This window comes from Streptomyces alboflavus, assembly GCF_000716675.1.
GTDB lineage: Bacteria > Actinomycetota > Actinomycetes > Streptomycetales > Streptomycetaceae > Streptomyces > Streptomyces alboflavus.
The window spans coordinates 1-22993 of record NZ_JNXT01000074.1; the positions used below are offsets into that span (position 1 = coordinate 1).

The following is a 22993-nucleotide window of genomic DNA, read 5'->3' on the forward strand; positions in this document are numbered from 1 at the left end:
GTCCGGCGTTTGAGGACGAGGCGCGGAGCGCCGATGCGGGGGTGCGCCCGGGCAGGGCTGGGGGTGCCGGGGTTTCGGGCAAGCCCGGGGCCAGTCGGGGCGGGCGGGTGGGAGAGAGCCTGTCCGGCGCCTGAGGACGAGGCCGCAGGCCGAGCCACGCCCACCAAGGCGCCCCCGCCAGCAGAAGGCGCCCCCGCCAGAAAAAGGCAGGAGCCCCGCTGCCCCCACGAACGTGGGGACGCAGGGCTCCTTGGGTACTGCTTCCGTTCCGGATCAACCCACCGCGATCAGGCGGGGGTGACGTTCTCCGCCTGCGGGCCCTTCGGACCCTGCGTGACGTCGAAGGTCACGGCCTGGTTCTCCTCGAGGGAGCGGAAACCGCTGGCGTTGATCGCGGAGTAGTGAACGAAGACGTCGGGGCCTCCGCCTTCCTGGGCGATGAAACCAAAGCCCTTTTCGGCGTTGAACCACTTCACGGTTCCGGTAGCCATAAGCCCTCCTTGGGCCAAAGGGTTGCCCTGCTCCAGAACCTGCGATTGTTGAAACAACTGCAAAAGTCTGAAAACGACGAGAGCCCGCGGGTCACATGCTCCGCAGGCTCTGTACTGCAAGGGAAACCAAACTGCAACTTGCGGTGAGCTTAGCACGCAGGCACCCGGAAGCAATAGGGATCAAGATCACGTCACCCGGAGGTTTGACGGGATCTCCGGCAGGGTTGACGGAGGCCGCTCCGGGCCCCCGGCGACAGCGCCGCGCCGAGACGGGGCTAGCCTCACCGATGTGGACAATTCTCCCCCTGACACCTCGGACGGGGGCGCCTCCGACGGGGCCGCCTCAGCCCGCACCGCGAGGCCGCGCGTCGGCCACATCCAGTTCCTGAACTGTCTGCCCCTGTACTGGGGCCTGGCCAGGACCGGCACCCTGCTCGACTTCGAGCTGACCAAGGACACCCCGGAGAAGCTCAGCGAGCAGCTGGTGCGCGGGGAGCTGGACGTCGCCCCCGTGACCCTGGTCGAGTTCCTGAAGAACGCCGACGATCTCGTGGCGTTCCCGGACCTGGCCGTGGGCTGCGACGGGCCCGTGATGTCCTGCGTGATCGTGTCGCAGGTGCCGCTGGACCGTCTGGACGGGGCCCGGGTCGCCCTCGGCTCGACCTCGCGCACGTCCGTGCGTCTCGCGCAGCTGCTCCTGGCGGAGAAGATCGGCGTACGGCCCGACTACTACTCGTGCCCGCCCGACCTCGGCCTGATGATGCAGGAGGCGGACGCCGCCGTCCTCATCGGCGACGCGGCGCTGCGCGCGAACCTCATCGACGGCCCGCGGCTCGGCCTGGAGGTCCATGACCTGGGCCGGATGTGGAAGGACTGGACGGGCCTGCCGTTCGTCTTCGCGGTGTGGGCGGCGCGGCGCGACTATCTGGCGCGCGAGCCGGAGGTCGTACGGGAGGTGCACAAGGCGTTCCTGTCGTCGCGGGACCTGTCCCTGGACGAGGTCGCGAAGGTGTCGGAGCAGGCGGCGCGCTGGGAGGCGTTCGACGCGGGCGTGCTGGAGCGGTACTTCACGACCCTGGACTTCCGCTTCGGCGCGCCGCAGCTCGCGGGCGTGGCGGAGTTCGCGCGGCGGGTGGGGCCCTCGACCGGGTTCCCGGCGGACGTGAACGTGGAGCTGCTGCGGCCTTAGGGCCGGTGGGGGCCCCGAGTGCGTGCGCCCCGGGGCCCGGCCGGTCAGGCGGCGGGGACGGGCGCCTTCATGTGCTTGCTGATCCACTGGATCGGCCCGTCCCCCATGCCGGGTACGTACGAACGGGCGCTGTGGGTGCCGCCGGGGATGACGTTCAGGCGCGTCTTGACCGGGCCCTTCCCGTACTCCTTCATGAACGCCTCCAGGTTCGCCCGGCCCTTCTCCGCCGTCCCGACCTGGAAGGCGATGTCGACCTCGGGGCCCCCGCGCGCGATCAGGCGCCGGGCGAGCCGTCCGGGGTCGTTGGCGAGCCGCTCCTTCTCGTGGCCCCGCCACAGGGGCGAGTCGGGCACCGTGTCGGGGCCGCTCGCGATGACCGCCCGGAACCGGTCCGGGCGCTTGAGGACCGACTTCAGGCCCACGAATCCGCCCGAAGAGGAACCCATGAAGGCCCAGCCGTCGCGGGAGTCGAAGGTGCGGAAATTCGCCTTCACGAAATCCGGTATGTCCTCCGTCATCCAGGTGCCCATTCGGGGCTGCCCCGGTATGTCACTTCCGTCGTAATAGAACTTGTCATCGGGATTGAGGACGGGCATCACGACGACGAACGGCAGGCTCTTTCCCTGGCGTGACCACTTGGCGATGGAGCTCTCCAGCTTGAGGTCGGTGCCCATCCAATAGTTATTGGGGTAGCCGGGGCCGCCGGGCAGCGCGATGAGCACCGGGAAGCCGCTGTGCGCGTACTTCGGGTCGAAGTACTGTTTGGGCGCCCAGACCCATACCTTGCCGGTGAACCCCGACTTCTTGCCGCGCAGGGTCGTCACGCCGATCTTGGTGCCGTCCTCGAGCGTGCTTTCCGTGGTGAAGTCCGCGCGCGGCCCCGTCGGCATCCGGCTGCCGCTGGCCTTCGCCTGCCGGGTGGCGCCCGCGTCCCTGGAGGCGGACGCCTTCGGGTCGTCGAACCTGACCGGTTCGGGCTTGTCGGACGAGCAGCCGGCGAGGACGGCCGCGGCCAGTGCGGCGGCCATGAGGGCGGCGAGGCGGGTCGGGCGGCGGTTCATGGCGCTCCAAGCGGTCCGGGCAGGCGTACAGGGGCAATCAGGGCATTTACGGATGGATAGATGGCGTCCGGGCGCGGCGCGTTCCCGTCCGCGCGCCCCTGTGGCCCACCGCATTACGCTGGCCGTCGACACGGGCACGCGGCGGACACCGGCGGACGGCCGGGGCACACACCGGCGGGCGCCGTGTGGGCATGCGATCAGCGCGTCTGGGGGAGGCCTTCGCCATGCACCCGCTCGAAGCGGACGAACCCGCCGTCATCGGCCCCTACCGTCTGCTCGGACGCCTCGGCTCCGGCGGCATGGGACGCGTCTACCTGGGCCGCAGCGCCGGGGGCCGTACCGTCGCGGTGAAGGTCGTGCACCCGCACTTCGCCCTCGACGAGGAGTTCCGCGCCCGCTTCCGGCGCGAGGTCGACGCGGCCCGGCGGGTCGGCGGCGACTGGACCGCCCCCGTCCTCGACGCCGACCCGGAGGCGCGGGTGCCCTGGGTGGCGACGGCGTACGCGGCCGGGCCCTCCCTGACCGAGGCCGTGCGGGACGGCGGCGCGCTGCCCGAGCACTCGGTCCGGGTCCTGGGCGCGGGCCTGGCGGAGGCCCTCGCGCACGTCCACGGCCTCGGCCTGGTCCACCGCGACGTGAAGCCCTCCAACGTCCTGCTCACCATGGACGGACCCCGCCTCATCGACTTCGGCATCGCCCGCGCCACCGACGGCACCGCGTCCCTCACGTCCACGGGCGTGTCCATCGGATCACCCGGTTACATGTCCCCCGAGCAGATCCTCGGCAAGGGCGTCACCGGCGCCGCCGACGTCTTCTCCCTCGGCGCGGTCCTCGTCTACGCGGCCACCGCGGGCACCCCCTTCCCCGGCGACTCCTCCGCCGCCCTGCTCTACAAGGTCGTCCACGAGGAGCCCGAACTCGGCGCCCTCACCGGCGACTTCCGCGACCTGGTGGCGGCCTGCCTCGCCAAGGACCCCGCCGCCCGCCCCGCCCCCGCGGCCCTGGCCCACCGCCTCGCCCCCGAGGGCGCGGCACCGCTGGTGGCGGCGGGCTGGCTGCCGGGGGCCGTGGTGGAACGGGTGAGCCGGAGCGCGGTGCGGCTGCTCGATCTGGAGGTGGACCAGGCGGGGGGCGCGGGTGGCGCAGGGGGCGCCGGAGGTGCCGGAGGTGCCGGGGGCTTGTACGGCTCCGGTGGTGCCCCGGTGCCGATGTCGGGGCCGGTGCCGTTCACGGGGGCGGGTTCGGGGGCCGGGGCCGGGGTGTTCGGGCCGCCGGACGCCTCGTACGGGCAGGGGAGCCACTCGGTGCAGCAGGCACCGCAGGCACCGCAGGCGTCGTCGGCACCCTCGATGCCGTCGCCCCCATCAGCCTCATCAGTGCCGTCGGCCCCGACATCCCCGCCGGGCTTCTCGGCGCCGCAGGCCGCGTACGACGAGAAGAGCGCGTCGGCGTCGCACGGCGGCGGGACGCCCGCGGCTACGGACACGGGGCCGTCCGACGCGCCGCCCTCCGGCGGACTCTCGCTGTCCGTGGCGGCGACGTCGGTGCCCGCGCGGCCCGACGGCCGGGGGCGCAGGGTGAGTTGCACGGTCGCGCTGGCGGTGGCCGGGGCGCTGGCGGCGGTGACGGTGGGGTCCGTGTTCGTGTTCAACCTGCTGCCGGGGGGCGACGGCGGCGCCAAGGACTCGGCGGGGAAGCAGCCGAGCGCGACGGGCGACTCGGGGGACTCGGCGGTCGAGGGCGTCGTGCCCGCGCGCTACCTCGGCAAGTGGCGCGGCAAGGCGTCGGCGCGCGACGGCCTCGTACCGCTCGGCACGTTCGAGGTGACCGTGCGCCAGGTGCCGAAGGCCGGCGACCGGATCGGCGCGATGACGCAGACGGACCTCATCGGCGACAAGTGCGTGGACAACCTGACCCTGAAGTCGGCCACCGCCAAGGAACTCGTCGCCACCGGCGTCGGCGACAAGTCCAACCCGGACCAGTGCTCCCAGGCCTCCCACACGGTGCGGCTGCGACCGGTCGGGTCCTCGGAGCTGCAGTACACCTCCGCGGACCCGAAGGCGGGGGATCCGGCGGCTCGGTTGAAGAAGGTCGGGTGAGCGCCGGGTGCGGGCCGGGTGACATATGTGCACCTGAAGGGCTATGGGGGATTAGTCGTCGGGTGGGAATTGTGGCGAACTCGGGGGCGGTAAACCTGGGATTGACAGGTGCGGTAGCGTCCCACGTGGCAGTTGAGATTCTTTACTTTCGTGATACGGGGAGGTACCGATGGCTGACGACATCGACCGCGGTGCAAAACTCGAGAAGCTCCAGAAGCTGTACGAGGCGTTCCAGAAGAAGGAGGGCGAGGTCCGCGACCTCATCCACCTCCTGGACGGTCAGGCCAACGACAGCCACGGCTTCTGGAAGGGTCCGGGCGCCGACCGGTTCCGTGACGACTGGCGTGAGTTCAAGCCGCAGCTGAACCGCCTCGCGGACTCGCTGGGCGACGCCTACAAGTCGGCCAAGAACAGCCACGACCGGATCGAGCAGGCGACGTCGGTCTGACGTCGCACGCGGTCTGACGTGGCGCTCTGACGCCGCGGTACGCACATGAGGGGGGCCACCGGCAACGGTGGCCCCCCTCAAGTGTGTTGGCGTGCGCTGGCGCGGGCGCCCGCCCCCCCGGCGCGCGCCCGTCGCCCGTGTCGCTCAGGCGTCCAGGATCGCCTGGACGGGCATCATCTGCCCGCCGCGCACCAGGATGCCGCGGCCCGTGGGCCCGCCGCCGGATCCCGTCGGCACCCGGACGTTGAACAGCTCGCCGTCCGACGCGCTCTGCGGCGCCAGGATCAGCCCCTGGCGGGAGCGGCGCGCCTCCACCACGAAGCCGCGGTACTGCGAACTGAGGGTGTCCGTGGCGCCCGCCGCGACGACCGCGATGCCGCCGTCCCTGCCGTTCTGCGCGACCTCCTCCAACGGCCGGTCCAGGGGACCGTCGTAGAGCATGTCCGCGTCGTCGGCCACCACGGCGTACTTGCCGTCGGCGCGCTCAAGGAGGTCCTTCAGGTCGCGTTCCGAGCTGTCGGCGGTCAGCACGCCGAGCACCCCGGCCTCGCCCTCCAGTGATCGCAACGGCGAACGGCGGGGCGTGACGAGGATCAGCGGGGTCCGGCTCGCGAGCAGGGTGCGCGCGGCCACGAGGAGCGCCGTGGAGCGGCCCGACTTGGGCGGCCCCGCGATCACGAAGCCGGGGCCCGACTCCTCCAGGTCGATGCCGATCGGCTCCAGTTCGTCGCCGCCCACGCAGAAGAGCGCCCACAGCGGCGACGGCGGCACGAACTCGGGGTCGAGGGAGCGGGTCTGCTCCAGCGTGATGCGCATGGGCAGTTCGTCCACGCGCAGCGGGCGGCGGTCGCGCGGCGGCGTCGGGTGCCTGCGCTGTGCCTCCTGGGCGATCTCCCGCAACGCGGCGACCTGGGCCTGGCCGGACGGGTCCGGGGCCAGAAGGGCGATCTGGCTCTCCTGGACGCCGTGGTCGGTCAGGCGGAGGGCGCGCCCGGACGGCATGTCCTTGGGCACCTCACGAGCCGAGAGGCCCGCCAGGGAGTACTCGTTGGCGTCCGTGAGCCGCAGGATCAGCTTGTCGGCGAACGACGGTGAGATCTGTCCGCTGAAGCCGCTGCGGTCGGCGGTCATGACGACCTTGACGCCGACCGCGGCGCCCTCCCGGAAGATCTTCACGATCATGTCGACGAGCTTGCCGTAGTCGATGCCCTCCAGGGCCGCGACATAGCCCTCCCAGTTGTCGACGAGCAGCACCATCCACGGCAGCCGGTCCTCCGGCGCGGCGGTGGCCCGCTGCTCGGCCGCGCTGGACAGGCCCTCCAGGGCGAGGAACTGCTGGCGGCGTGAGATCTCGGCGGAGAGCCGGCCGAGCAGGCGGCGCACCCGGTCGGGCTGGTCGCGGGTGACGATGGCGCCGCAGTGCGGCAGATTGGCCAGCGGGAGCAGGGCGTTGGCGCCGCAGTCGATGCCGTACATGTGCACGTCGGCGGGCGAGGTGTCCCGCGCCAGCGAACCGGCGAGGCTGCGCAGCGCCGTGGACCGGCCCGAGCGCGCGCCACCGGCCAGCATGATGTGCTCGCCGTGCACCAGGTCCAGCGCGAGGGGCGTCCGGCGCTGCTGCGCGGGCAGGTCGGTGAGGCCGATGCGGATGGGCGCCACCTCGTCGGCCGCGCGGGGCTCCTCCTCCGGCGCGTCCGGCAGGTCGCCCAGCCACAGCAGGTCGGGCAGCGGCGGCAGCCACGGGCTGCGCTGCTCGCCGAAGCCCATCAGCTCGGCGCCTTCGCGGATGGCGCCGACCAGCACGCTCAGGTCGGTGACCAGCGTGCCGTCGTCGTCGTTCGTGGCGATCCTGGGTGCGGGGCGGCCGAACGCGGCCCAGTCCACGGGGAACGCGGTCGCCTTCGGCCGGTCGGAGTCGTTGCTTGGCCTGCGGCCACCGATGCGCGCCGACTGCACGGCCACCAGGGACTGCGCCCCGGACCGTACGTAGGCGCGTCCCGGCGTGGACTTGGCGATGGCGCCCGCGTCCGGCGCGTCGATCACGTCGGAGGACTCGCCGCCGTCGGTCACGCGCAGGGCGATGCGGAGGTTGGTGTTGGCGCGGATGTCGGCGCTCACCACACCGGCGGGCCGCTGGGTGGCCAGGATGAGGTGGACGCCGAGGGAGCGGCCGCGGCGGGCGATGTCGACGAGGCCCGCGATGAAGTCGGGGAGTTCGGCGACGAGGGACGCGAACTCGTCGATGATCAGGACGAGCCGGGGCATCGGCTCCAGGTCGGGGCGGATCTTGCGGGTGTCGTTGTAGTCCTCGATGTCCTTGGTGCCCGTGTCGAAGAGGATCTCCTCGCGCCGCTTCAGTTCGGCGGCGAGCGAGGCGAGGGCGCGCTCGGTGAGGTGGGCGTCGAGGTCGCTGACCATGCCGACGGTGTGCGGCAGTTGGGCGCAGTCCTGGAAGGCGCTGCCGCCCTTGTAGTCGATGAGGACGAAGTTCAGGGCGTCGGGCCGGTTGGCGAGCGCCAGCGAGGCGATGATCGTCTGCAGGAGTTCGGACTTGCCCGCGCCGGTGGTGCCCGCGACCAGGGCGTGCGGGCCGTCCTTGCGGATGTCGAGGGTGAAGACGCCGTCGGCGGCGATGCCGATGGGCACCGACGTGGTCGAGCCGCCCTGCCGCCAGATCTTGGCGACGTCCGCGCCCGCCGGGTCCGGCATGCCGAGCAGCGAGAGCAGGCGCGCCGCCGTCGGCAGGGCGGCGTCGGCGTCGTCCTGGCTGACGTCGCGCACAGGTGCCAGGGACCGCGTCACCAGCTCGCACCACGCACTGGAGACCTGGTCGGCCAGGACGTCCCCGATGCCCTCCAGGCCGCCGCCGCTGATCCGCACGTGGCTCGGCCGGTCCGGGAGGCCGATGACGGCCGCCTTGCACTCCTCCGGGAGCAGCCGGTCGTCCTCGTCGACGCAGAGGGCGAAGATGCCGTGCTGCGGGCCCTCCTGGAGCAACTGCGGTACGCCGGGCATCCGCCGCAGCAGCCGGGCCCCGTCCAGGACGACGAGCGTGAACGGGTCGGGGCGCAGCCGGTTGGCGGCCCCGAAGTCCGAGGAGCTGGCCTTGCGGCGCTCCAGCTCGGCCTGCAGCTCGTGGATGCGGCGGCCGACCAGCTCGGGCTCCGCGCCGACCAGGGACAGGCAGTCCTGGCCGCTCTGCGGCGCCGTGTGCGGCAGCCAGTGCGCCCAGTCCCAGGCGTCCTTGGCGTCGGGGGCGGCGGAGAGCACGACGAGGGAGAGGTCGCGGGGGCTGTGCAGGCCGGTGGCCTGGCCGAGCAGCCAGCGGGCGACGGCGAGGCCGAGGCGGCGCTCACCGGCCACGCCGATCACGCCCAGCTCGGGCAGCGGCAGGACCACGGGGACATCGGCGATGAGGGGCGGCTCCGGCGGGTCGTCGAAGCTGCTGCCCTTGGCGGCGCGCAGTTCGATCTCGGCCCGCTGCTCGGCGAGGCCGACGCGCAGTTGCAGCACGTCCGGGTCGACCAGGCGCCGCTCCCAGAGGCGGCGGCGGGGGCCGGTGGCGTACAGGAGGAGTTCCGCCGGGTCGGGGTGGGCGGCGCGGCGGGCCCGCTGGTCGGCCTTGCCGAGCTCGATCACCTGCGCGTCGAACTCGACCAGGGCGCGCCGGTACTCCTTCAGTTCCTGCTTGTACTTCTTGCGCGTGTGGCGGGCCTCGCTGAACCAGTAGCCGAGCATCATCAGCGGGCTCATGGCGCAGAAGAGCAGCGTGTAGACCTGCCTGGTCATGAAGTACATCGTCAGACCGAACAGGGCGGGTATGAAGGAAGTGATCAGCTGCAGGCGCGGTCCCTCGCCCTTGACCGGCTCGGCGGGCACGGCGAGGCGGGGGCGGTGCCGCAGCGGGGAGAAGCGGGGCGGGCGGTTGTAGGCGTAGCCGCCGTCGTCGGTCGGGGCCAGGTGCGCGTCCGGCGCCTGAGCCTCGGCCAGGACCAGCCGGGTGTCGCCGACGCGGATCAGCTGGCCCACGGGCCAGGGGCAGTCGGTGGCGACGGGCGAGTCGTCGAGGACGAGGGGCACGCCCTCCTGCGGGTGCAGGGTGACCTCGCCGCCGACGTTCACCGACAGGCGCAGGGCGAGGGCGGGGACGGACGGGTCGGCCACGGGGAGCGTGGCGGTGGAGGCGGAGCCGACGCTCACGGTGCCCGCCTGGACGCGGGTGATGCGGCCGGTGTCAGGGCCACCGCACACCCGCAGCTCATAGCGTCCCGCGGGCTCGCCGGCGCGCAGGAACGGGCCGATGGAGTCGTCCGTGGTGACGCGCACGCCGTCGCGCAGCGCGGAGGACGCGAGGGCGGCGGGGTCGTGCAGCGTCCCGTCCACCCACAGGCTCGGGGTGCGCCCCGCCCCCGGCGCCTTGGGCGCGCCGGGGCCGACGCCGAGCGTGCCGGGGCCGACCCCGAGCGTGCCGGGGAAGCGCCCCGTGACCACGTTGCTGGAGTCGGCCGCGACGGTGAGGCAGGCCGCGGCGTCGGCGACCGTCGCGTCCTCCTCGACCGCCAGGAACACGTCCTGCGCCGCCGCGCCCTCCCGTACGACGGTCACCATTACCCGCATACCGACAAATTCCTCTCGGCCTGAAGCCCGCACTCACCACAAACACGACAAAGCGCCGCGCAAACTCCCGAGCGCCCTGAATCGCCCCGGCTCACCCTTGCATACGCAAGCGCGCCCTTACTCGCCCCTACTCGCCCTTACTCACCCTTACTTGTCCTTCTTGGGATCCTTGGCGTCCTTGACGGCCTGGTCGCATTGCCGGGCCACTTCACGCAGCGCCTCGGCGACGTTCTCGCATTTGGTCTTCCAGCCCCCCAGGTCGCCGCGCACATCGTCCGCGTGCGGCCCGGCCCACTGCTTCATCTGCTTCGTCGAGAAGTCGCGCGTGGCCTTCGGAAGATCCTCGATATGATCCGCGAGGCTACGCAACTGCCCGGCCCTTTTGGCCTGTTCCTGCAGCTCTGGATCCGCCACTGCGACTACCTCCCCGTTGGACTTGCACGACCGGCCCGCCGGGCGAGGCGGAGTCTGCCCCGATCGCCCGGGATCGAAAGTGAGGCCTGGGACGAGAGTACTCAGGGCTCCTTGAGAGTGTCGAAGAGTGGGACTCCAGAACTCCCCGCCAAGCCGCTGCGACGGAGTTCTTTGAGTCGTTTGGCCACTTACGTCCTGCGCGTCCGTTCTGGTCGATGCGGGCTGCACTGTGTGAGACACCGAACACGTGGTGCCTCCAGGGTCACCGCACTAGATTCGCTTCAGCTACGGAGCGACCGGCGTACGCCGGTCGCGTCAGGCCAGCCAGGGGGTCGAATGAGCGACAGTTCCATGCGTGTTGCCAAGCCCAGTGATCTGGAGCACTTAGCCAAGCTCTTCGATGGCAGAGGCCATTTACAGGACCGCCTTGACGATGCCTTCACTTGGGCTTCGCAACTGGGAGTTCGTGAAAAACTCGGCCCCATCAAGCCGATGGTGCCCTGGGTCACGAAAACAGCGCCGGACCTACGTAAGCGCGCCGCGATCATGAGGGCGGGCGACGGAGACCCGCGTGCTGCGGCGCTGTACGCCGGATTCACGCCGGAACAGCTGAAGGGGGCGCAGCTCCCGGCGAACGTCATGCTGATCGCCAATGCCTCGGTGACGGACCCTGAAGAGTTCGACCCCGGCTGGCTCAAGAAACAGCAGGGTGAGACGCTCAGCGAGTGGATTACCAGAATTAAAGGGGATTCGGTTGCGAAGGTCACGGGCAATGAGAACCTGGGGGAGGTTGTCAGTGACTATATTCGCCTGACGGCGCTTTCGTCTACCGCCCCTTATACTTTCGGGGAATCCGCAAAAGCGGCATACTCTGTGATCAAGCGACTCAAACGTGGAGAGCGATTCAAGGCGCCTGGTACAACCATGGCGCAGATCATGAGAGGTCAAATACCCAACCTGCTGGACAACCCGGGCACTCGACGCATGGCCGCTATCGGTGCTCGTATGCCGCCACAGCTATTGGATTTCTTGGCGGGATCGAATCGATATGCCCCACTTGCCGGCCCGGGTGTCAGGTACTCGTGGCAAATGAATCTTGTCAAAGTGGGGAAGGGGCAGGCGGCGCTGCGGGCCGCCACGGGTGGAGGGAAGTTCGCTTCCTTTGCGTCCGGAACCGGCGCCGCCCTCCGTACTTCGGGATTTTGGCGCACCACAGGCATCGCCGGGTCTGCCGCTGCGACTGGTGTCGGCGCCTTTGAGGTGGTCCAGCAGGGCAACCCCGTCGAGGCCTTCAAGAGAGACAAGGCCGGATACACTTCGGATGTTTCCGGGACTCTCTTCAATGCCTCGCTGACCGCCGCGATGATAAACCCGAACCCGGTGTTCATTGGTGCTGTGATCGCCACGGGGACGGTTTATGGGGTGTCCTCGATCATCGACAATTGGGGGACGGTGAAGAAATTTCCGGGCAAGGTCGCAGAAGCTGGCGGCTGGGCTGCGAGGAAGACCCGCGAGGGGGCGGGGAAGCTCGTCAGTGGTGGCAAGAAGTTTTTCAGTTCGGTCAACCCGTTCTAGTTGGCGGGGCATCACGGATTGGGTGGTTCGGTCGGCATGACATCAATTTCCGGCCGGGCGAGGAAAGGAAGAGTCAGTGACGGGTGACGGATTCTCTTTCGAGCTTCGGCGGGTGGAGCCCACGGTCAAGCTCAAATTTCGGGACCGGGTCTACTGGTGGACCGGGGACGTCGGTGGGCTGGGTGCCGTGGAACTCGCTCATCCGGCGCGGGAAGTCCTGGCGCGGGATGATTACCAGAGCCTGATGGGTGCGGCGGTTCGTGGCGACAGCATCCCCCCGTCCAGTTACAAAGGCTTGGCGTACGGGTCTATCGGGCGGCCGCGCCTGGCGCGGGGCACGTTGACCGTCGCCGGACAGCGGGCGGGCTTCTCCAGGAACCCGTGGGCGTACGGCAAGCGGGGGCGTGCTCTTCTGATCCGGGCCCTGGGGCGTGAGTACAGGTACGTGGAAGGGCCGGACAAGCTGCACCACACGTTGGAGCGGGACGGTGTCAAGGTGTCCATGTCGCGGTCCGGTTGGGCGAAGCCGCAGAGCATCTCCGGTGTGACATATGGAGCGTCGGACTCCATCGACCTGAGTCTGGCCATTCTTCTCGAAGGTGTCTATACGCGAAATCTTTCGCTGGGCGGGGCGTTGATTTCCGGTCCCGGCAGGTTCACGGATCGTGTTCTGGGGTGATCCGAAGATGGCAAGTTGCCTGCTTTGCGGGGCTTGACCGGATATCTGTATTGGCGGAACTACGACCCCTGTGGATAGCGTCAATCCGTCGGACGAGTCCGAAAGCCGTAAGCCAGTCGTGCAGCGGTACAGAGGTTCAGAGGAGTAGAGAATGCCTGCGATGGATCCGGCCCGACGGCGACTGCGCCTCGCGGACGCGCACATCAGTGTGCTGGGACTTCTGGTGGAGGAAGGTGAGGTTCCGGACGAGCTGGCGCAGGCGCGGGCGGAGTTGCGGGACGCGGGCATCCTCGACGCGGACGAGAAGATCTCGGCGGAGCTGTATCCGCTGGTGTCGACGCTCATGGAGCCGCACGTCATCGCCCGGGTGGAGATGACGGGCCCGCAGGGCGTGTCCACCAGCGGCGCCGTGGTCGGCAACCACTTCGTCTTCGCGCACGAGGGCTGGCCGGGCGAGGAGGAGTCGGAGTACGTACCGGTGGAGCCGGAGATGCTCGTCTTCGCGCTGTCGCGGATGGTCGACCTGCACAAGGGGCCCGCCGACGGCACGGACGACGCCGACGCCGGCGAGGAGATCGTCTCGACGATGGGCGTGCTCGACGCCGTCCTCGACCGGATGGAGTCCGAGGGCCACGAGGAGCACGAGGCCATCGCGGAGGCCGTGGGCGCCCCCGCGCGTCTGGCCGAGGTCCTCTCGCACCTCAACTGCATGTGGCGGATGACCGTGGCCTGGCCCGGCGGCGAGGACGCCCCGGACGGCCTCGGCGTCTCCGCGCTCGCCGTGTGGGACTGCGGCCTTGAGGGCTACTGGGTCCGGGAGGCACCGGCCGAGCCGGTCCGCGAGGGCCAGGTGGACGACAGCAGCGAGCTGAAGGTGCGCCGCATCACCGCCAAGGAGATCTGGGAGCGGATCACGGACCTCCTGCCCGACCAGGAACAGCTCCTCGTCGACCCGGCCGCGTAGCACCCGGCGGTCGTCCGAGATGGAATCCCAAGCGGCCGTCCGCGGGGCAGTCGCCGAAGCAGCGAACGCGATGCAGTCAGGTTGGACTCAGGGGGACAAGTGACGGACAGCTCCATGCGCTTGGCCAAGCCGGCGGATCTCGAACAGCTGGCGAAGCTGATCGACGGCAAGGGCAACTTGCAGGACCGGCTGGACGAGGCCTTCACGCGCGCCTCGACGCTCGGCGTGCGCGACAAGCTCGCCCCGATCAACCCGATGACGTCCTGGGTGACGAAGACGGCCCCCGACCTGCGCAAGCGGGCGGCCATCATCCGGGCGGGGGACGGCGACCCGCTCGCCGCCGCCCTGTACGCGGGCTTCACGCCGGAGCAGCTGAAGGACGCGAACCTGCCGCCGGACATCATGCTCATCGCGAACGCCTCGGTGGCCAACGGCGGGAAGTTCGACCCCAGTTGGCTGAAGAAGGGCGAGCACGAGACTCTCAGCGACTGGATCACCCGCATCAAGGGCGAGGCCGTCGCGAAGGTCACCGGCAACGAGAACCTCGGTGAGGTCGTCAGCGACTACATCGAGTTGACGGCGTTCGCCTCCACGGTCCCCGGAGCCTTCAAGGTGGCGGCCGCCGGCACGCTGGGCCTCTACAAGTACTTCAAGAAGGGCGAGTTCCTGAAGGCGCCCGGAACGACGCTCGCGCAGATCCTCAAGGGCAAGGCGCCGAGCTACATTCCGTCCGGCATCGCCCGGCAGGGCGCCGCGATCGGCGCCAGGACACCGTCGGCGATCCTCAACGTCCTGACGGGAGCGGACAACTACGCCGCCCTCGCCGGGAAGCAGTGGGCGTGGGAAGCCAGCCTGCTCAAGGTCGGGAAGAACGCCGCCGCCCTGAGGACGGCCACCGGCGGCAGTCGGCTCGCGGCCTTCGCGTCCGGCGCCAGCGCGGCGGCGAAGACCTCCGGCTGGTGGCGCGCCACCGGCATCGCCGGCAGCATCGCCGCCACCGGCATCGGTGCCTTCGACCTCGTCCAGCAGGGCAACCCCATCGAGGCCTTCAAGCGGGACAAGGCCGGGTACATATCGGACGTCTCCGGCGTGGCCTTCAACGCCTCCCTCACCGCCGCCATGATCGCGCCCAACCCCGTGACCATCGGCGCCGCCGCGGTCACGGGCGTCGTGTACGGCGTCTCGTCCGTGATCGACAACTGGGACAAGGTCAAACAGTTCCCCGGCAAGGTCGCCGAGGCCGGGACCTGGGCGAAGAACAAGGTCGGCGAAGGGCTGGACAAGGCCAAGGAAGGCGGCAAGAAACTTTTGAAGTCGCTCAATCCGTTTGGTTAGCGCGGCCAATCCGTTCGGTTGGCGCGGCCGTCCGGCCGCGGTGTCCGTACGCGGTCCGGCGCCGAGGCGCGGTGCCGAGCGGCCGCGGCGCAGTGAACGCTGCGCCGAGATGCAGAGGAAGGTCGGGAATGGTGAGTGGCGGGTTCTCCTTCGAGCTGCGGCGCGGTGAGCCGTCGGGCCAGGTCAGGCTCCGCGACCGGGTCTACTGGTGGACCGGCGAGGTCGGCAACCTGGGCGGCGTCGAGCTGGCCTACCCGGCGCGCGAGGTGGTGCCCGTGGCCGACCAGGGGCTCTACGTCGGCACGGCGGTACGCGGCGACAGCATCCCGCCGTCCACCTTCCAGGGCCTCGGCTACACGGTGCAGCCGCGCCTGGCCCGCGGCGTGCTGACCGTCGCGGGCCAGACGGCGACGTTCTCGCGCAGCGCGTGGAGCACCGACAGACGGGGCCGGGCCCTGCGGATCGCGGCGCTCGGGCGGGAGTACACATACCGCGAGGAGCGCGGCAAGAGACATCACACGCTGGAGCGCGCCGGTGCCTCCGTCGCGATGACGCGCTCGGGCTGGAAGAACCCGAAGACCATCTCCGGTACCACCGCCGGGGCGACGGACTCGGTGGACCTGAGCCTGGCGATCCTCCTGGAGGGCGTCTACACCCGCAACTTGTCGCTGGGCGGCGCGATGATCTCCGCCCCCGGAAGGATCTTCTCCCGCGTCGGTTCCTGAGCCCGGCCGCTCGGGCCGACGGGGGCCGCCCACACCCCGGGCAGCCCTCGCCCGCGCCCCGAGCGGCCCCCGCCCACCCCTCCCCGGAGCACCGCACCGACCCCGCCATCAGGGGCGGGACCTGCGCAAGCGAGACTGAGGGGCATGCCTTCACTCGACAGCTCCCGCGGCCGCTTCAAGTTCGCCGACCGCCACATCGCCGTCTTCGCCCACCTCCTGGAGAAGGAGACCCCGCCCGCCGAGCTGCACCACTCCCTCGGTGAGCTTCAGCAAATCGGTCTGGTGGGCGCCGAGGGCGAACTCTCCCCGTTGCTCATGGAGTTCCTCACCACCCTCGCCCGGCCGCTGGTGATGATCCAGGCCGAGGTGACCGGCCAGCACGGCACGCTCGTGCACGGTGTCGTCGTGGGGCAGGACGCCGTGTACTCCCACGACGCGTGGCCCGGCGACGAGGAGTCGGAGTACGTACCGATCGAGCCGAAGACGCTGGTGTGGGAGCTGGCCCGCAAGGTGAAGCTGCGCCGGGGCGAGCAGGACGAGCAGGCGTTCGCGGGCGTCACCGAGATCACCACGACGATGGGCGCGCTCGACGCGGTGTTCGCCGCGCTGGAGGGCGGCGAGTCGGACGACCTGGACGCGGCGAAGGCCACGGCCGTCTCCGCCCTGGCCGCGGCGAGCGACCTCGCGGACCCCGAGCTGACCGCGCTCGTCGACCTCACCCTGTCCCTGGACGCGACCTGGCGCGTGACCACGGCCTGGGGCGACGAGCGCGCGCAGGCGGCGGGCGAGTCGGTGCGCTCCATCGCCGTGTGGGACTGCGGCCCGCACGGGCACTGGCTGCGGGTGCGGCCGGAGGAGCCCGTCAAGGAGGGGCAGGTCGGCCCCGAGAGCACGCTGCGGCTCGTCCGCTCCAGCGCCGGCGAGGTCTGGGACAAGCTCGCCGACCTGCTGCCGGACAAGGCGGAGCTGGTCGGCACCGGAGCGTCGGCCTAGCGCACACGGTCACGCTCACCGCCGCGGCCACGCCCACGGGCGTCGGCACGCGCGCGGCCGCGGTCACGCACGTACTCAGGGGGATGAGAAATGCGGAACGTCAATCCGGACGACCTGGACCAGCTCGCCAAGCTCATGGACGGCAAGGGCGGTCTCGCGGACAAACTGGACGAGGCCTTCACCCGCGCCTCCACACTCGGCGTCTCCGACAAGCTGGGCCCCATCAAGCCGATGCGCACCTGGGTCACCACGACCCCGCCCGACCTGCGCAAGCGGGCGACGCTGGTGCGCGGCGAGCAGCTCTTCGAACGCGGTCACCGGGAGACGTACAGCGATTGGCTGGCGCGGATCGAGGCGTATTACCTGGCGAAGGTGCCTGGCCTGAAGGAGATCGGCGAGAAAGACCTCGAGAAGTTCATCAAGGGTGTCACTGAACTCGCCGGAGCTGCCAGGATCGGTGGCTGGACCATGGCCACGAGCCTCATCATGGGAAATGTCTACCTCAAGAATTCCTGGCACAGTGGTCTGCTGCGGGCAGCCGTCGCATCCGAATGGCTGAACAAGTCCGGCACTTTCCGGGGCTTTGTCGCTGCCGGTCTGGGCAGGATCTCACGGGGCGAGCTGCGCTCTCTGACCGCGCCGGGCAGTTGGCTCCCCGGCAAGCTGGGCGGCCTTTTCGCTCGAAGCACGCTTTACCAGAGGGCCAGCAGAATCCCGTTCAGCGCGGGATATCGCGCTGACTTGCTGGGCCGTGGGTGGGACGGGTTTCGAGCCTTGCCAGGTGTGCGTGCACCTCTGGTGGCGAGGGGCATCGACTTCGTCGTCGGGTCCGATGCTCTGGCCGCGCGGTACGGCGGGTACACCCACTCCGGGGTGAGCGTCACTCGTGCCGGTCAGGCAAGCCTCATCCGAGTCGGACGATCGGCTGCCTACTTCCAGAAACTCAGCAATGCCCGTCCGTCGGTCATCGCCGCCGGAAAGACGGCGTCTCCGTTCCTCAAGGGACTTGGCGCGGCCGGCAAGACAGCTGGGGGCATCCGTCTGCTCGGTATCGGTGGCGGTGTTTTGTCCACCGGTGTCAGCGCTGCCAATGTCTGGGCGCAGGGGAATCCCGTCGAAGCCTTCAAGAAGAAGGGCGCGGGCTATGTCGCGGACGTCGCGGAGGTCGGGTTCAACGCGTCCCTCACCGCTGCGATGGTCGCCCCCAACCCGTTCACCATCGGCGCCACCGTGGTCACCGGTGCCATCTATGGCGGGGCCAAGGTCGTCGAGCATTGGGACGACATCAAGGAGGGCGCGGGCAAGGCCAAGGACTGGACCGTGGACAAGGCCAAGGACCTTGGGAAGGGCATCGCCAAGTCGAAACTGAATCCCATGAACTGGAAGGCGCCTTGGTGAGCGCCACGGTGCCTGAATTCCTGGGACAATCGTCGCTATTAGGCGATGGGCTCATTCGAACGAGGGTTGAGGAAACGGTGGATGGCTTCGGTGGCATGTCCCGTCGTCGTCAACTCCATTGTGTCCACGTCTTCGAAGACAATGGCCAACGCCAGGTCGAGTGCGTCAGCCTCGCCGGACACCGTACCCTGGCATCCCCATTTTCCCTGAGCGTTCTTGCCGCGGGTGAAAGAGATTTCGATGCCTGGGCGTGAGAGGGTCGCACCCTTGGCGAGACGCGTCACGACGTACTCGTAGGAACGCTCACCACAGTCGATCCGCAAGGCACGCGCCTTGTTGCGGAACGCTTTGCTGTTGAATGTCAGCCGAGCCAGCTCTCCCTCGATGAGGAGACGTGCGTTCCGCAGCATGGGGCGCCCCGGGCCGATGGTCCGGTACACGACCTCCGGCATCTGCTCACCGAGCAGGCGCACCTCCTGCTGCCTGTGTGCGGTCTTGATGCTTCCCTTCCGCCACTCGGATTCGATGGTGACCTCGCCGAAAGGCCCGACCGTTCCGCTGTAGCCGCGCACCTTCTTACGCGTGTACCGCAGCAGTTCGAACTGAAAGTCCGCCATTGCTCTCTCTCGTCGGATGACGTTCCCGCTCTGCCCGGAATGCGATCAAGGAGTCGTGGCCGCTTCATGGGCCGACGTCGCTCCGGGGCAGTTCGACCTTAACCGGGGCGTGCCGGATCGGCCGAGGCCGGCCCCGCGTGCCCGGTGCCCGTCCAGCTGATCTCCCAGGTGAGGGACGCCTTGAGCGGGAACGTGCCGTCACCGGACGAGCGGCGGTACGTGATGCCGCAGGGAGGGGTCTCCTTCAAGAAGAACGCGCGAGCCGCCGCAGGCCCTTGCTCCACCGTCAGCCCCACAATGAGGAATCATGTCGGACTTTCAATTCGAGCTGGAGTGGTACCGGGCCAAGAAGCTGCCCGGCCGCGCCGCGAAGGTGCACGGGCTGACCGGGACGGTGGGCTCCTTCGGGGACGTCACCGTGGAGGTCGAGTGGCGCAAGCCCGGTCTCAAGGGCGGCAACCGGCAGTACGAGACGCGGCTGTACGGAGAGCGGATGCCCGACGTGGTGTTCCGGACGGTGGGGCCCGCGAGGCCGAACCTGCGGAATGCCCGGTTCGACGTGGCCGGTGAGCGCGTGCCGCTGGACTTCAACGCGAAGGCGCTCCGGAACAAGGCGCGGGCCCTGCGGATGACGTGCCAGGGGCGGCCGTACACGTACGTCGTCACGGGCTTCGAGCGCGGGGCCGTGCTGAGCCGCCCCGGGGTGGAGATCACCATGACCCGCGGCAAGAACCCGCGGGGCAAGGGGAACGGCAGCTTCGGCGCCGTGACGGGCGAGGCGGAGGCGGACGCGCTGGACCTGGCCCTTGCGATCGTCTTCGAGCACATCGACACGCGTGAACTCACCGCGTCGGAGCGGGTGTCGGGGCTGCTCGGCAGGGTGCTGGACCCGCGGCCCGAGGAGTCCAGCTACTAGCCGGTGCCCGGGCCGGGCACCGGCTTCAGCGACGTGGCTTCACGCCAGTGGCCTCAGCGACGTGGCTTCGCGCCGAAGGGCCTCAGCACAACGGCAACCCGTCGAACTGCGCCGCGAGCCCCCGCTTGGTCTTGAACTTCTGCCCCGGCTTGAGGGTGTTGCAGCCGGAGTCCGGCGCGAAGGACCACCTGACCTTGACCCGCTTCGTCGACGAGCACTTGTTCGTGACGTACGCGGTCTGCGAGATGATCCCCTTGTCGACCTTGACCTTGACGCACGAGGGGGCGGCGGCGCGGGCCTGCGCCGGTGCCGCGTGGGCCGTTCCGGTCATGGCGAGCACGGCGAGGCTGGTGGCCCCGACGGCTATGGACCGCTTTGCGAGCGAAAGCTTGCGCAACTCGATGTCTCCGATCGGTGAACGGGTCCCGGCCCGCCACCCGACCCTGTTCGGGACAGGGACGTCTGCGGCGGCGAACCGGCCTTGGCCCGCCAGACTCTACTGGCCGGATTCCAGCGACATCGAGCCACTCCTCAACAGCCGTGCATCAGTACTGCTGCGGTGGAGCGGCCGGGTGCAGCGGAGCGGAAAGGGCCTGCAGGAACGCGGCGCGGTCGCGGGTGGCGACGGTCAGGAATTCCCCGCGCCGGGTGGCGATGACGACGCTGTCCATGCCCATCGGCATGCCCCAGGCGCCGCCCATGAGCCGGGGGTTGGCGTGGCTGCCCCGGGCGTCGGGCGAGAGGACGTCGGGCGTGTTCAGGGAGGTGGCGTAGCGCTGCGGTGCGCTGGGGAGCTGGCCCTGGGCGGCGGCGCGGACCGACGCGGGGTCGATGTCCGTCAGCGGCAGGCGCTCACGGCCGACGCGCAGCGTGGTGGCGTCGATCTCGATGCGGTGGTAGATCCGCTTCGATATCGGGACGGCGAGGCACGGCAGCAGCAACAGGAGGAACAGCCCGGAAACGCCGAGCCAGACACCGAAGTCGTCGGGCAGGGTTTCCACCCCCATGTAGCCAATTCCGGCCAGATAGACACCGATACACACACTGGACCAGGTCTTGGGGGATTTCTCGACGTACGTCATGTTTCTTCCTTGTCGGATCCGGCCTGGTGAGAGGCGCTGCGAGGCGATCCGACGCTACTCAAACACCCCTTGGTTTCGCCAGCGCGAACGCTGTGAACGGCGCGAACGGCCTCACGCATCCACTACGGACGAGGGCGGCCTCGGGTGCCTGCCGCTAGCCCCAGTTCATGGGGTTCAGTTTTGACTTCGCGACGCTCTTCCCGAAGTCCTTCGCCTTGTCCCCGACCCAGTCCTTGGCCTTGCCCGCGCCTTCCTTGATGTCGTCCCAGTGCTCGACGACCTTCGCCCCGCCGTAGACAGCCCCTGTCACCACAGCGGCACCGATGGTGAACGGGTTGGGGGCGACCATGGCTGCCGTCAGGGACGCGTTGAAGCCGACCTCTGCCACATCTGCGACGTATCCGGCTCCCTTCCTCTTGAAGGCGTCCACCGGGTTGCCCTGAGAAATGACGTTCGCCGCGCTGAAGCCGGTGGAGGCGAGGCCGCCGACGATGCCTGCCCCACGCAGAAAACCCGCGGTCTTCGTGGCTGTGACGAGTCCGGTCCGCAAGGCACCGGCGCCCCGCAAGGTGCTGACACCCCGGGCTGTGTTCGGCAGGGAATTGATGAACCTCTGAGTGTTCGCGGACTTGGCGAAAACCTTCAGCAGGCTGGCATTTCCGGCGCGAGCCACCGGCTGCCCGGAATGCGTGAAGCCCCCGTATGTCTTGGCGAGTTCGTCGGATCCGACCAAGAAGTTGATGGCCTTGTTGGCGCCGAGGCCGCGCATCACCGGCGTTCCGCGCACTCCGTCGTACGCGCTGCCCAGCAGATCGCCCCGGAGGCCACTCGTCAGCGGTATGCGAGAGAGGCTCTGATAGGTGGAGCTGCGCGAGAAGAACGAACCGAGCTGCCCGGGAAGCCAGCTTCCCGGGGCGCTGAGTGAACGGATCTTCGGCGTCCATTTGATGAGACCATTGCCGGCCGAGCGAATGAGGCCTTTTTCGGACCCTCTCAGTGCAACGCCGAGCCGAGTCTTCCAAGTTCGCAGGGCACCCCGCTTCAGTGAATTGCCCGCGAGTACTTTGGTCAGTGATGTCCCTTGAACGGTGAAGACCGCGGTGGCAGCGGTGACGGAAGTCCAGTCACCGAAGAGCCCGACCATGGTCGCGAGGGTCTCTTCGTGTGGTTGCAGGCCGGGTATCTGTGAAATCGCATGCGCTTCGAGCCGCTCGACCCATTCCGCCAGGGACTCGTCAGGCCGGCGCTTGAACTTGTACGCATCGGGATCGGCGCTGGCTGCCACGGAGTTGGCCAACAGCAGCGCGTCGGGGCTGAGCTTCCCGCCCTCGTACTTCTCGAGGTCCTTCGAGCTGAAACCGGCCCAGAGCAGGCCCGCTGACGGGTCGCCGCTGTCCAGCCTGAGCAGCGTGGCCCGCTTGCGGAGGTCTGGCGCGGTGCTGGTCACCCACGGCCGCATCGGCCTGAGAGGGGACAGTTTGCTGGTTACGCCGAGCTGGGATGCTCTTGCGAACGCGTCATCGAGCTTGTCCCCGACACCGCCACGCCCGTCAAGAAGCTTGGCGAGTTGGTCGAGGTCGTCTGGACTGGCGTTCCGCATGCTCACGCTTCATCCCCCTAAAGCATGTCGACGCCCGCCTGTTGGGACTGCCGGGAGTAGGTGCGCGGTGATATGTGTGCACCTTACATGCTGTGCTCAGCGATCGCGTAGGAGTGCGTATGCGAACACGAGGCGACGGTCCAGCCATGCCGCCCGGATGAGGAATCGGCTGTGGCCCTCGGAGGTCATGACCAGCTCGCCGTCGCACTTCCATTCCAGGGCGCGTGACTTGGAGGCTTGATCGCCGCCCTCGGAGCCCATGTCGGACACGGCTTGAAGCGCACCGAGCAGGAACTTGCCCGCGCCACGCTGCACGATCTCCTTGGGGCCGCTCTGGGCCCACTCCGCGCTGTTCGTGATGGGGGCATGGCCGGGCTGCTCGATGCGCCATGTCGATCTCAGGGCATGCTTGAGGGGCGCAATGCGGCGGATCGTCCCGATGGGCCTGCCCTGCCCGTCGTTGACCACATGGTGGCGTTCGCCTTCGACTGTCTCGGCGGCGTCGAGGGAACACAGCAGATTCCGGCCCTCGGCGTCCTCGTACAGGGATCGTTCGGCGCTCGCCGCCGAGGCGGGTGGAGTCTTCGACAGGACGTAGGCGGCCGGGGCGAAGACGCGTAGTTCGCCGCCGCCCTGCGGAGACCTGACAGCGCGCGGCCCGAGTACGGGGTCCTTGCGCCGACCGGTGGCCGGCCGCTCTTCGTTTCCGATGGAGAACTCCCATACGTCCGCCCAGGGGATGGCGGGTACGGGGGGTTCGTCGATGTGCTTGTTCTTGCCGAACACCGGT

At 69.5% G+C, this 22993-nt stretch carries 20 protein-coding genes; 11 read left to right on the plus strand and 9 right to left on the minus strand.

The features are described from left to right. Positions 1-287: 287 nt before the first annotated feature. Entirely contained in the window at positions 288-491 is a 204-nt protein-coding gene (locus OO63_RS36340) for a cold-shock protein (RefSeq protein WP_016645643.1), read from the minus strand. Between the two features lie 376 nt (positions 492-867). Between OO63_RS36340 and OO63_RS36345 the strand changes: the two genes are divergently transcribed. Then, on the plus strand, positions 868-1680 hold the full coding sequence (locus tag OO63_RS36345) for a menaquinone biosynthetic enzyme MqnA/MqnD family protein (RefSeq protein WP_380835156.1): 813 nt from the start codon (positions 868-870) through the stop codon (positions 1678-1680). A 44-nt stretch (positions 1681-1724) separates the two neighbouring features. Here the strand turns inward: OO63_RS36345 and OO63_RS36350 are convergent, their stop codons facing one another. Further along, positions 1725-2741 (minus strand): alpha/beta hydrolase, encoded by a 1017-nt coding sequence (locus OO63_RS36350; protein ID WP_030363292.1) that lies wholly within the window; start codon positions 2739-2741, stop codon positions 1725-1727. Between the two features lie 224 nt (positions 2742-2965). On the opposite strand from OO63_RS36350, the gene OO63_RS36355 reads away from it, so the two are divergent. Then, positions 2966-4840, plus strand: a complete 1875-nt coding sequence (locus tag OO63_RS36355; protein ID WP_030363293.1) for a serine/threonine-protein kinase — start codon at positions 2966-2968, stop codon at positions 4838-4840. Positions 4841-5009: 169 nt separating this feature from the next. Continuing rightward, positions 5010-5288, plus strand: coding sequence for a WXG100 family type VII secretion target (locus OO63_RS36360; RefSeq protein WP_051811534.1), 279 nt, complete (start codon positions 5010-5012; stop codon positions 5286-5288). 144 nt (positions 5289-5432) lie between these two features. Here the strand turns inward: OO63_RS36360 and OO63_RS36365 are convergent, their stop codons facing one another. Both OO63_RS36365 and OO63_RS36370 read right to left on the minus strand, forming a co-directional pair. Further along, positions 5433-9905 carry a type VII secretion EssC family protein gene (locus OO63_RS36365; protein WP_030363295.1) on the minus strand — a complete coding sequence of 1491 codons (4473 nt, stop codon included), beginning with the start codon at positions 9903-9905 and terminating at the stop codon, positions 5433-5435. 147 nt (positions 9906-10052) lie between these two features. Then, complete coding sequence (locus OO63_RS36370) at positions 10053-10319, minus strand: hypothetical protein (protein ID WP_030363296.1); 267 nt, start codon at positions 10317-10319, stop codon at positions 10053-10055. 336 nt (positions 10320-10655) lie between these two features. On the opposite strand from OO63_RS36370, the gene OO63_RS36375 reads away from it, so the two are divergent. The 7 genes from OO63_RS36375 to OO63_RS36405 all read left to right on the plus strand — a co-directional run bounded on the left by OO63_RS36375 (position 10656) and on the right by OO63_RS36405 (position 17988). Further along, positions 10656-11894 (plus strand): hypothetical protein, encoded by a 1239-nt coding sequence (locus OO63_RS36375; RefSeq protein ID WP_030363297.1) that lies wholly within the window; start codon positions 10656-10658, stop codon positions 11892-11894. A gap of 76 nt (positions 11895-11970) precedes the next feature. After that, positions 11971-12573 carry a hypothetical protein gene (locus tag OO63_RS36380; RefSeq protein WP_030363298.1) on the plus strand — a complete coding sequence of 201 codons (603 nt, stop codon included), beginning with the start codon at positions 11971-11973 and terminating at the stop codon, positions 12571-12573. A 151-nt stretch (positions 12574-12724) separates the two neighbouring features. Beyond that, positions 12725-13537, plus strand: coding sequence for a hypothetical protein (locus OO63_RS36385; protein ID WP_030363299.1), 813 nt, complete (start codon positions 12725-12727; stop codon positions 13535-13537). 114 nt (positions 13538-13651) lie between these two features. Continuing rightward, positions 13652-14872, plus strand: a complete 1221-nt coding sequence (locus OO63_RS36390) for a hypothetical protein (RefSeq protein ID WP_033264802.1) — start codon at positions 13652-13654, stop codon at positions 14870-14872. Positions 14873-15000: 128 nt separating this feature from the next. Further along, positions 15001-15597, plus strand: coding sequence for a hypothetical protein (locus OO63_RS36395; RefSeq protein ID WP_030363301.1), 597 nt, complete (start codon positions 15001-15003; stop codon positions 15595-15597). 144 nt (positions 15598-15741) lie between these two features. Next, a complete protein-coding gene (locus tag OO63_RS36400; RefSeq protein ID WP_030363302.1) occupies positions 15742-16590 on the plus strand; it encodes a hypothetical protein in 849 nt (282 codons plus the stop codon). 90 nt (positions 16591-16680) lie between these two features. Beyond that, positions 16681-17988 carry a hypothetical protein gene (locus OO63_RS36405; protein ID WP_030363303.1) on the plus strand — a complete coding sequence of 436 codons (1308 nt, stop codon included), beginning with the start codon at positions 16681-16683 and terminating at the stop codon, positions 17986-17988. A gap of 38 nt (positions 17989-18026) precedes the next feature. On the opposite strand, the gene OO63_RS36410 is transcribed toward OO63_RS36405, so the two are convergent. Continuing rightward, complete coding sequence (locus OO63_RS36410) at positions 18027-18605, minus strand: hypothetical protein (RefSeq protein ID WP_030363304.1); 579 nt, start codon at positions 18603-18605, stop codon at positions 18027-18029. A 307-nt stretch (positions 18606-18912) separates the two neighbouring features. Between OO63_RS36410 and OO63_RS42665 the strand changes: the two genes are divergently transcribed. After that, entirely contained in the window at positions 18913-19521 is a 609-nt protein-coding gene (locus tag OO63_RS42665; protein WP_051811537.1) for a hypothetical protein, read from the plus strand. Between the two features lie 82 nt (positions 19522-19603). Here OO63_RS42665 and OO63_RS36420 read toward each other — a convergent pair whose 3' ends face one another. The 4 genes from OO63_RS36420 to OO63_RS36435 form a co-directional block, all read right to left on the minus strand. Next, a complete protein-coding gene (locus OO63_RS36420) occupies positions 19604-19918 on the minus strand; it encodes a hypothetical protein (RefSeq protein WP_030363306.1) in 315 nt (104 codons plus the stop codon). Between the two features lie 148 nt (positions 19919-20066). Further along, the gene (locus tag OO63_RS36425) at positions 20067-20603 is read right to left on the minus strand and encodes a hypothetical protein (RefSeq protein WP_030363307.1); all 537 of its coding nucleotides are present in this window, start codon (positions 20601-20603) and stop codon (positions 20067-20069) included. A 154-nt stretch (positions 20604-20757) separates the two neighbouring features. Continuing rightward, the gene (locus OO63_RS36430) at positions 20758-22203 is read right to left on the minus strand and encodes a hypothetical protein (RefSeq protein ID WP_030363308.1); all 1446 of its coding nucleotides are present in this window, start codon (positions 22201-22203) and stop codon (positions 20758-20760) included. 96 nt (positions 22204-22299) lie between these two features. Then, a complete protein-coding gene (locus OO63_RS36435) occupies positions 22300-22989 on the minus strand; it encodes a hypothetical protein (RefSeq protein ID WP_030363309.1) in 690 nt (229 codons plus the stop codon). Positions 22990-22993: the final 4 nt, after the last annotated feature.

Excerpts from the sequence above, each read along its gene's own strand:
- OO63_RS36340 (WP_016645643.1), bottom strand. The coding sequence starts at position 491 with ATGGCTACCGGAACCGTGAAGTGGTTCAACGCCGAAAAGGGCTTTGGT.
- OO63_RS36350 (WP_030363292.1), bottom strand. The coding sequence starts at position 2,741 with ATGAACCGCCGCCCGACCCGCCTCGCCGCCCTCATGGCCGCCGCACTG.
- OO63_RS36355 (WP_030363293.1), top strand. The coding sequence starts at position 2,966 with ATGCACCCGCTCGAAGCGGACGAACCCGCCGTCATCGGCCCCTACCGT.
- OO63_RS36360 (WP_051811534.1), top strand. The coding sequence starts at position 5,010 with ATGGCTGACGACATCGACCGCGGTGCAAAACTCGAGAAGCTCCAGAAG.
- OO63_RS36365 (WP_030363295.1), bottom strand. The coding sequence starts at position 9,905 with ATGCGGGTAATGGTGACCGTCGTACGGGAGGGCGCGGCGGCGCAGGAC.
- OO63_RS36375 (WP_030363297.1), top strand. The coding sequence starts at position 10,656 with ATGAGCGACAGTTCCATGCGTGTTGCCAAGCCCAGTGATCTGGAGCAC.
- OO63_RS36385 (WP_030363299.1), top strand. The coding sequence starts at position 12,725 with ATGCCTGCGATGGATCCGGCCCGACGGCGACTGCGCCTCGCGGACGCG.
- OO63_RS36390 (WP_033264802.1), top strand. The coding sequence starts at position 13,652 with ATGCGCTTGGCCAAGCCGGCGGATCTCGAACAGCTGGCGAAGCTGATC.
- OO63_RS36395 (WP_030363301.1), top strand. The coding sequence starts at position 15,001 with ATGGTGAGTGGCGGGTTCTCCTTCGAGCTGCGGCGCGGTGAGCCGTCG.
- OO63_RS36400 (WP_030363302.1), top strand. The coding sequence starts at position 15,742 with ATGCCTTCACTCGACAGCTCCCGCGGCCGCTTCAAGTTCGCCGACCGC.
- OO63_RS36405 (WP_030363303.1), top strand. The coding sequence starts at position 16,681 with ATGCGGAACGTCAATCCGGACGACCTGGACCAGCTCGCCAAGCTCATG.
- OO63_RS36410 (WP_030363304.1), bottom strand. The coding sequence starts at position 18,605 with ATGGCGGACTTTCAGTTCGAACTGCTGCGGTACACGCGTAAGAAGGTG.
- OO63_RS42665 (WP_051811537.1), top strand. The coding sequence starts at position 18,913 with ATGTCGGACTTTCAATTCGAGCTGGAGTGGTACCGGGCCAAGAAGCTG.
- OO63_RS36425 (WP_030363307.1), bottom strand. The coding sequence starts at position 20,603 with ATGACGTACGTCGAGAAATCCCCCAAGACCTGGTCCAGTGTGTGTATC.
- OO63_RS36430 (WP_030363308.1), bottom strand. The coding sequence starts at position 22,203 with ATGCGGAACGCCAGTCCAGACGACCTCGACCAACTCGCCAAGCTTCTT.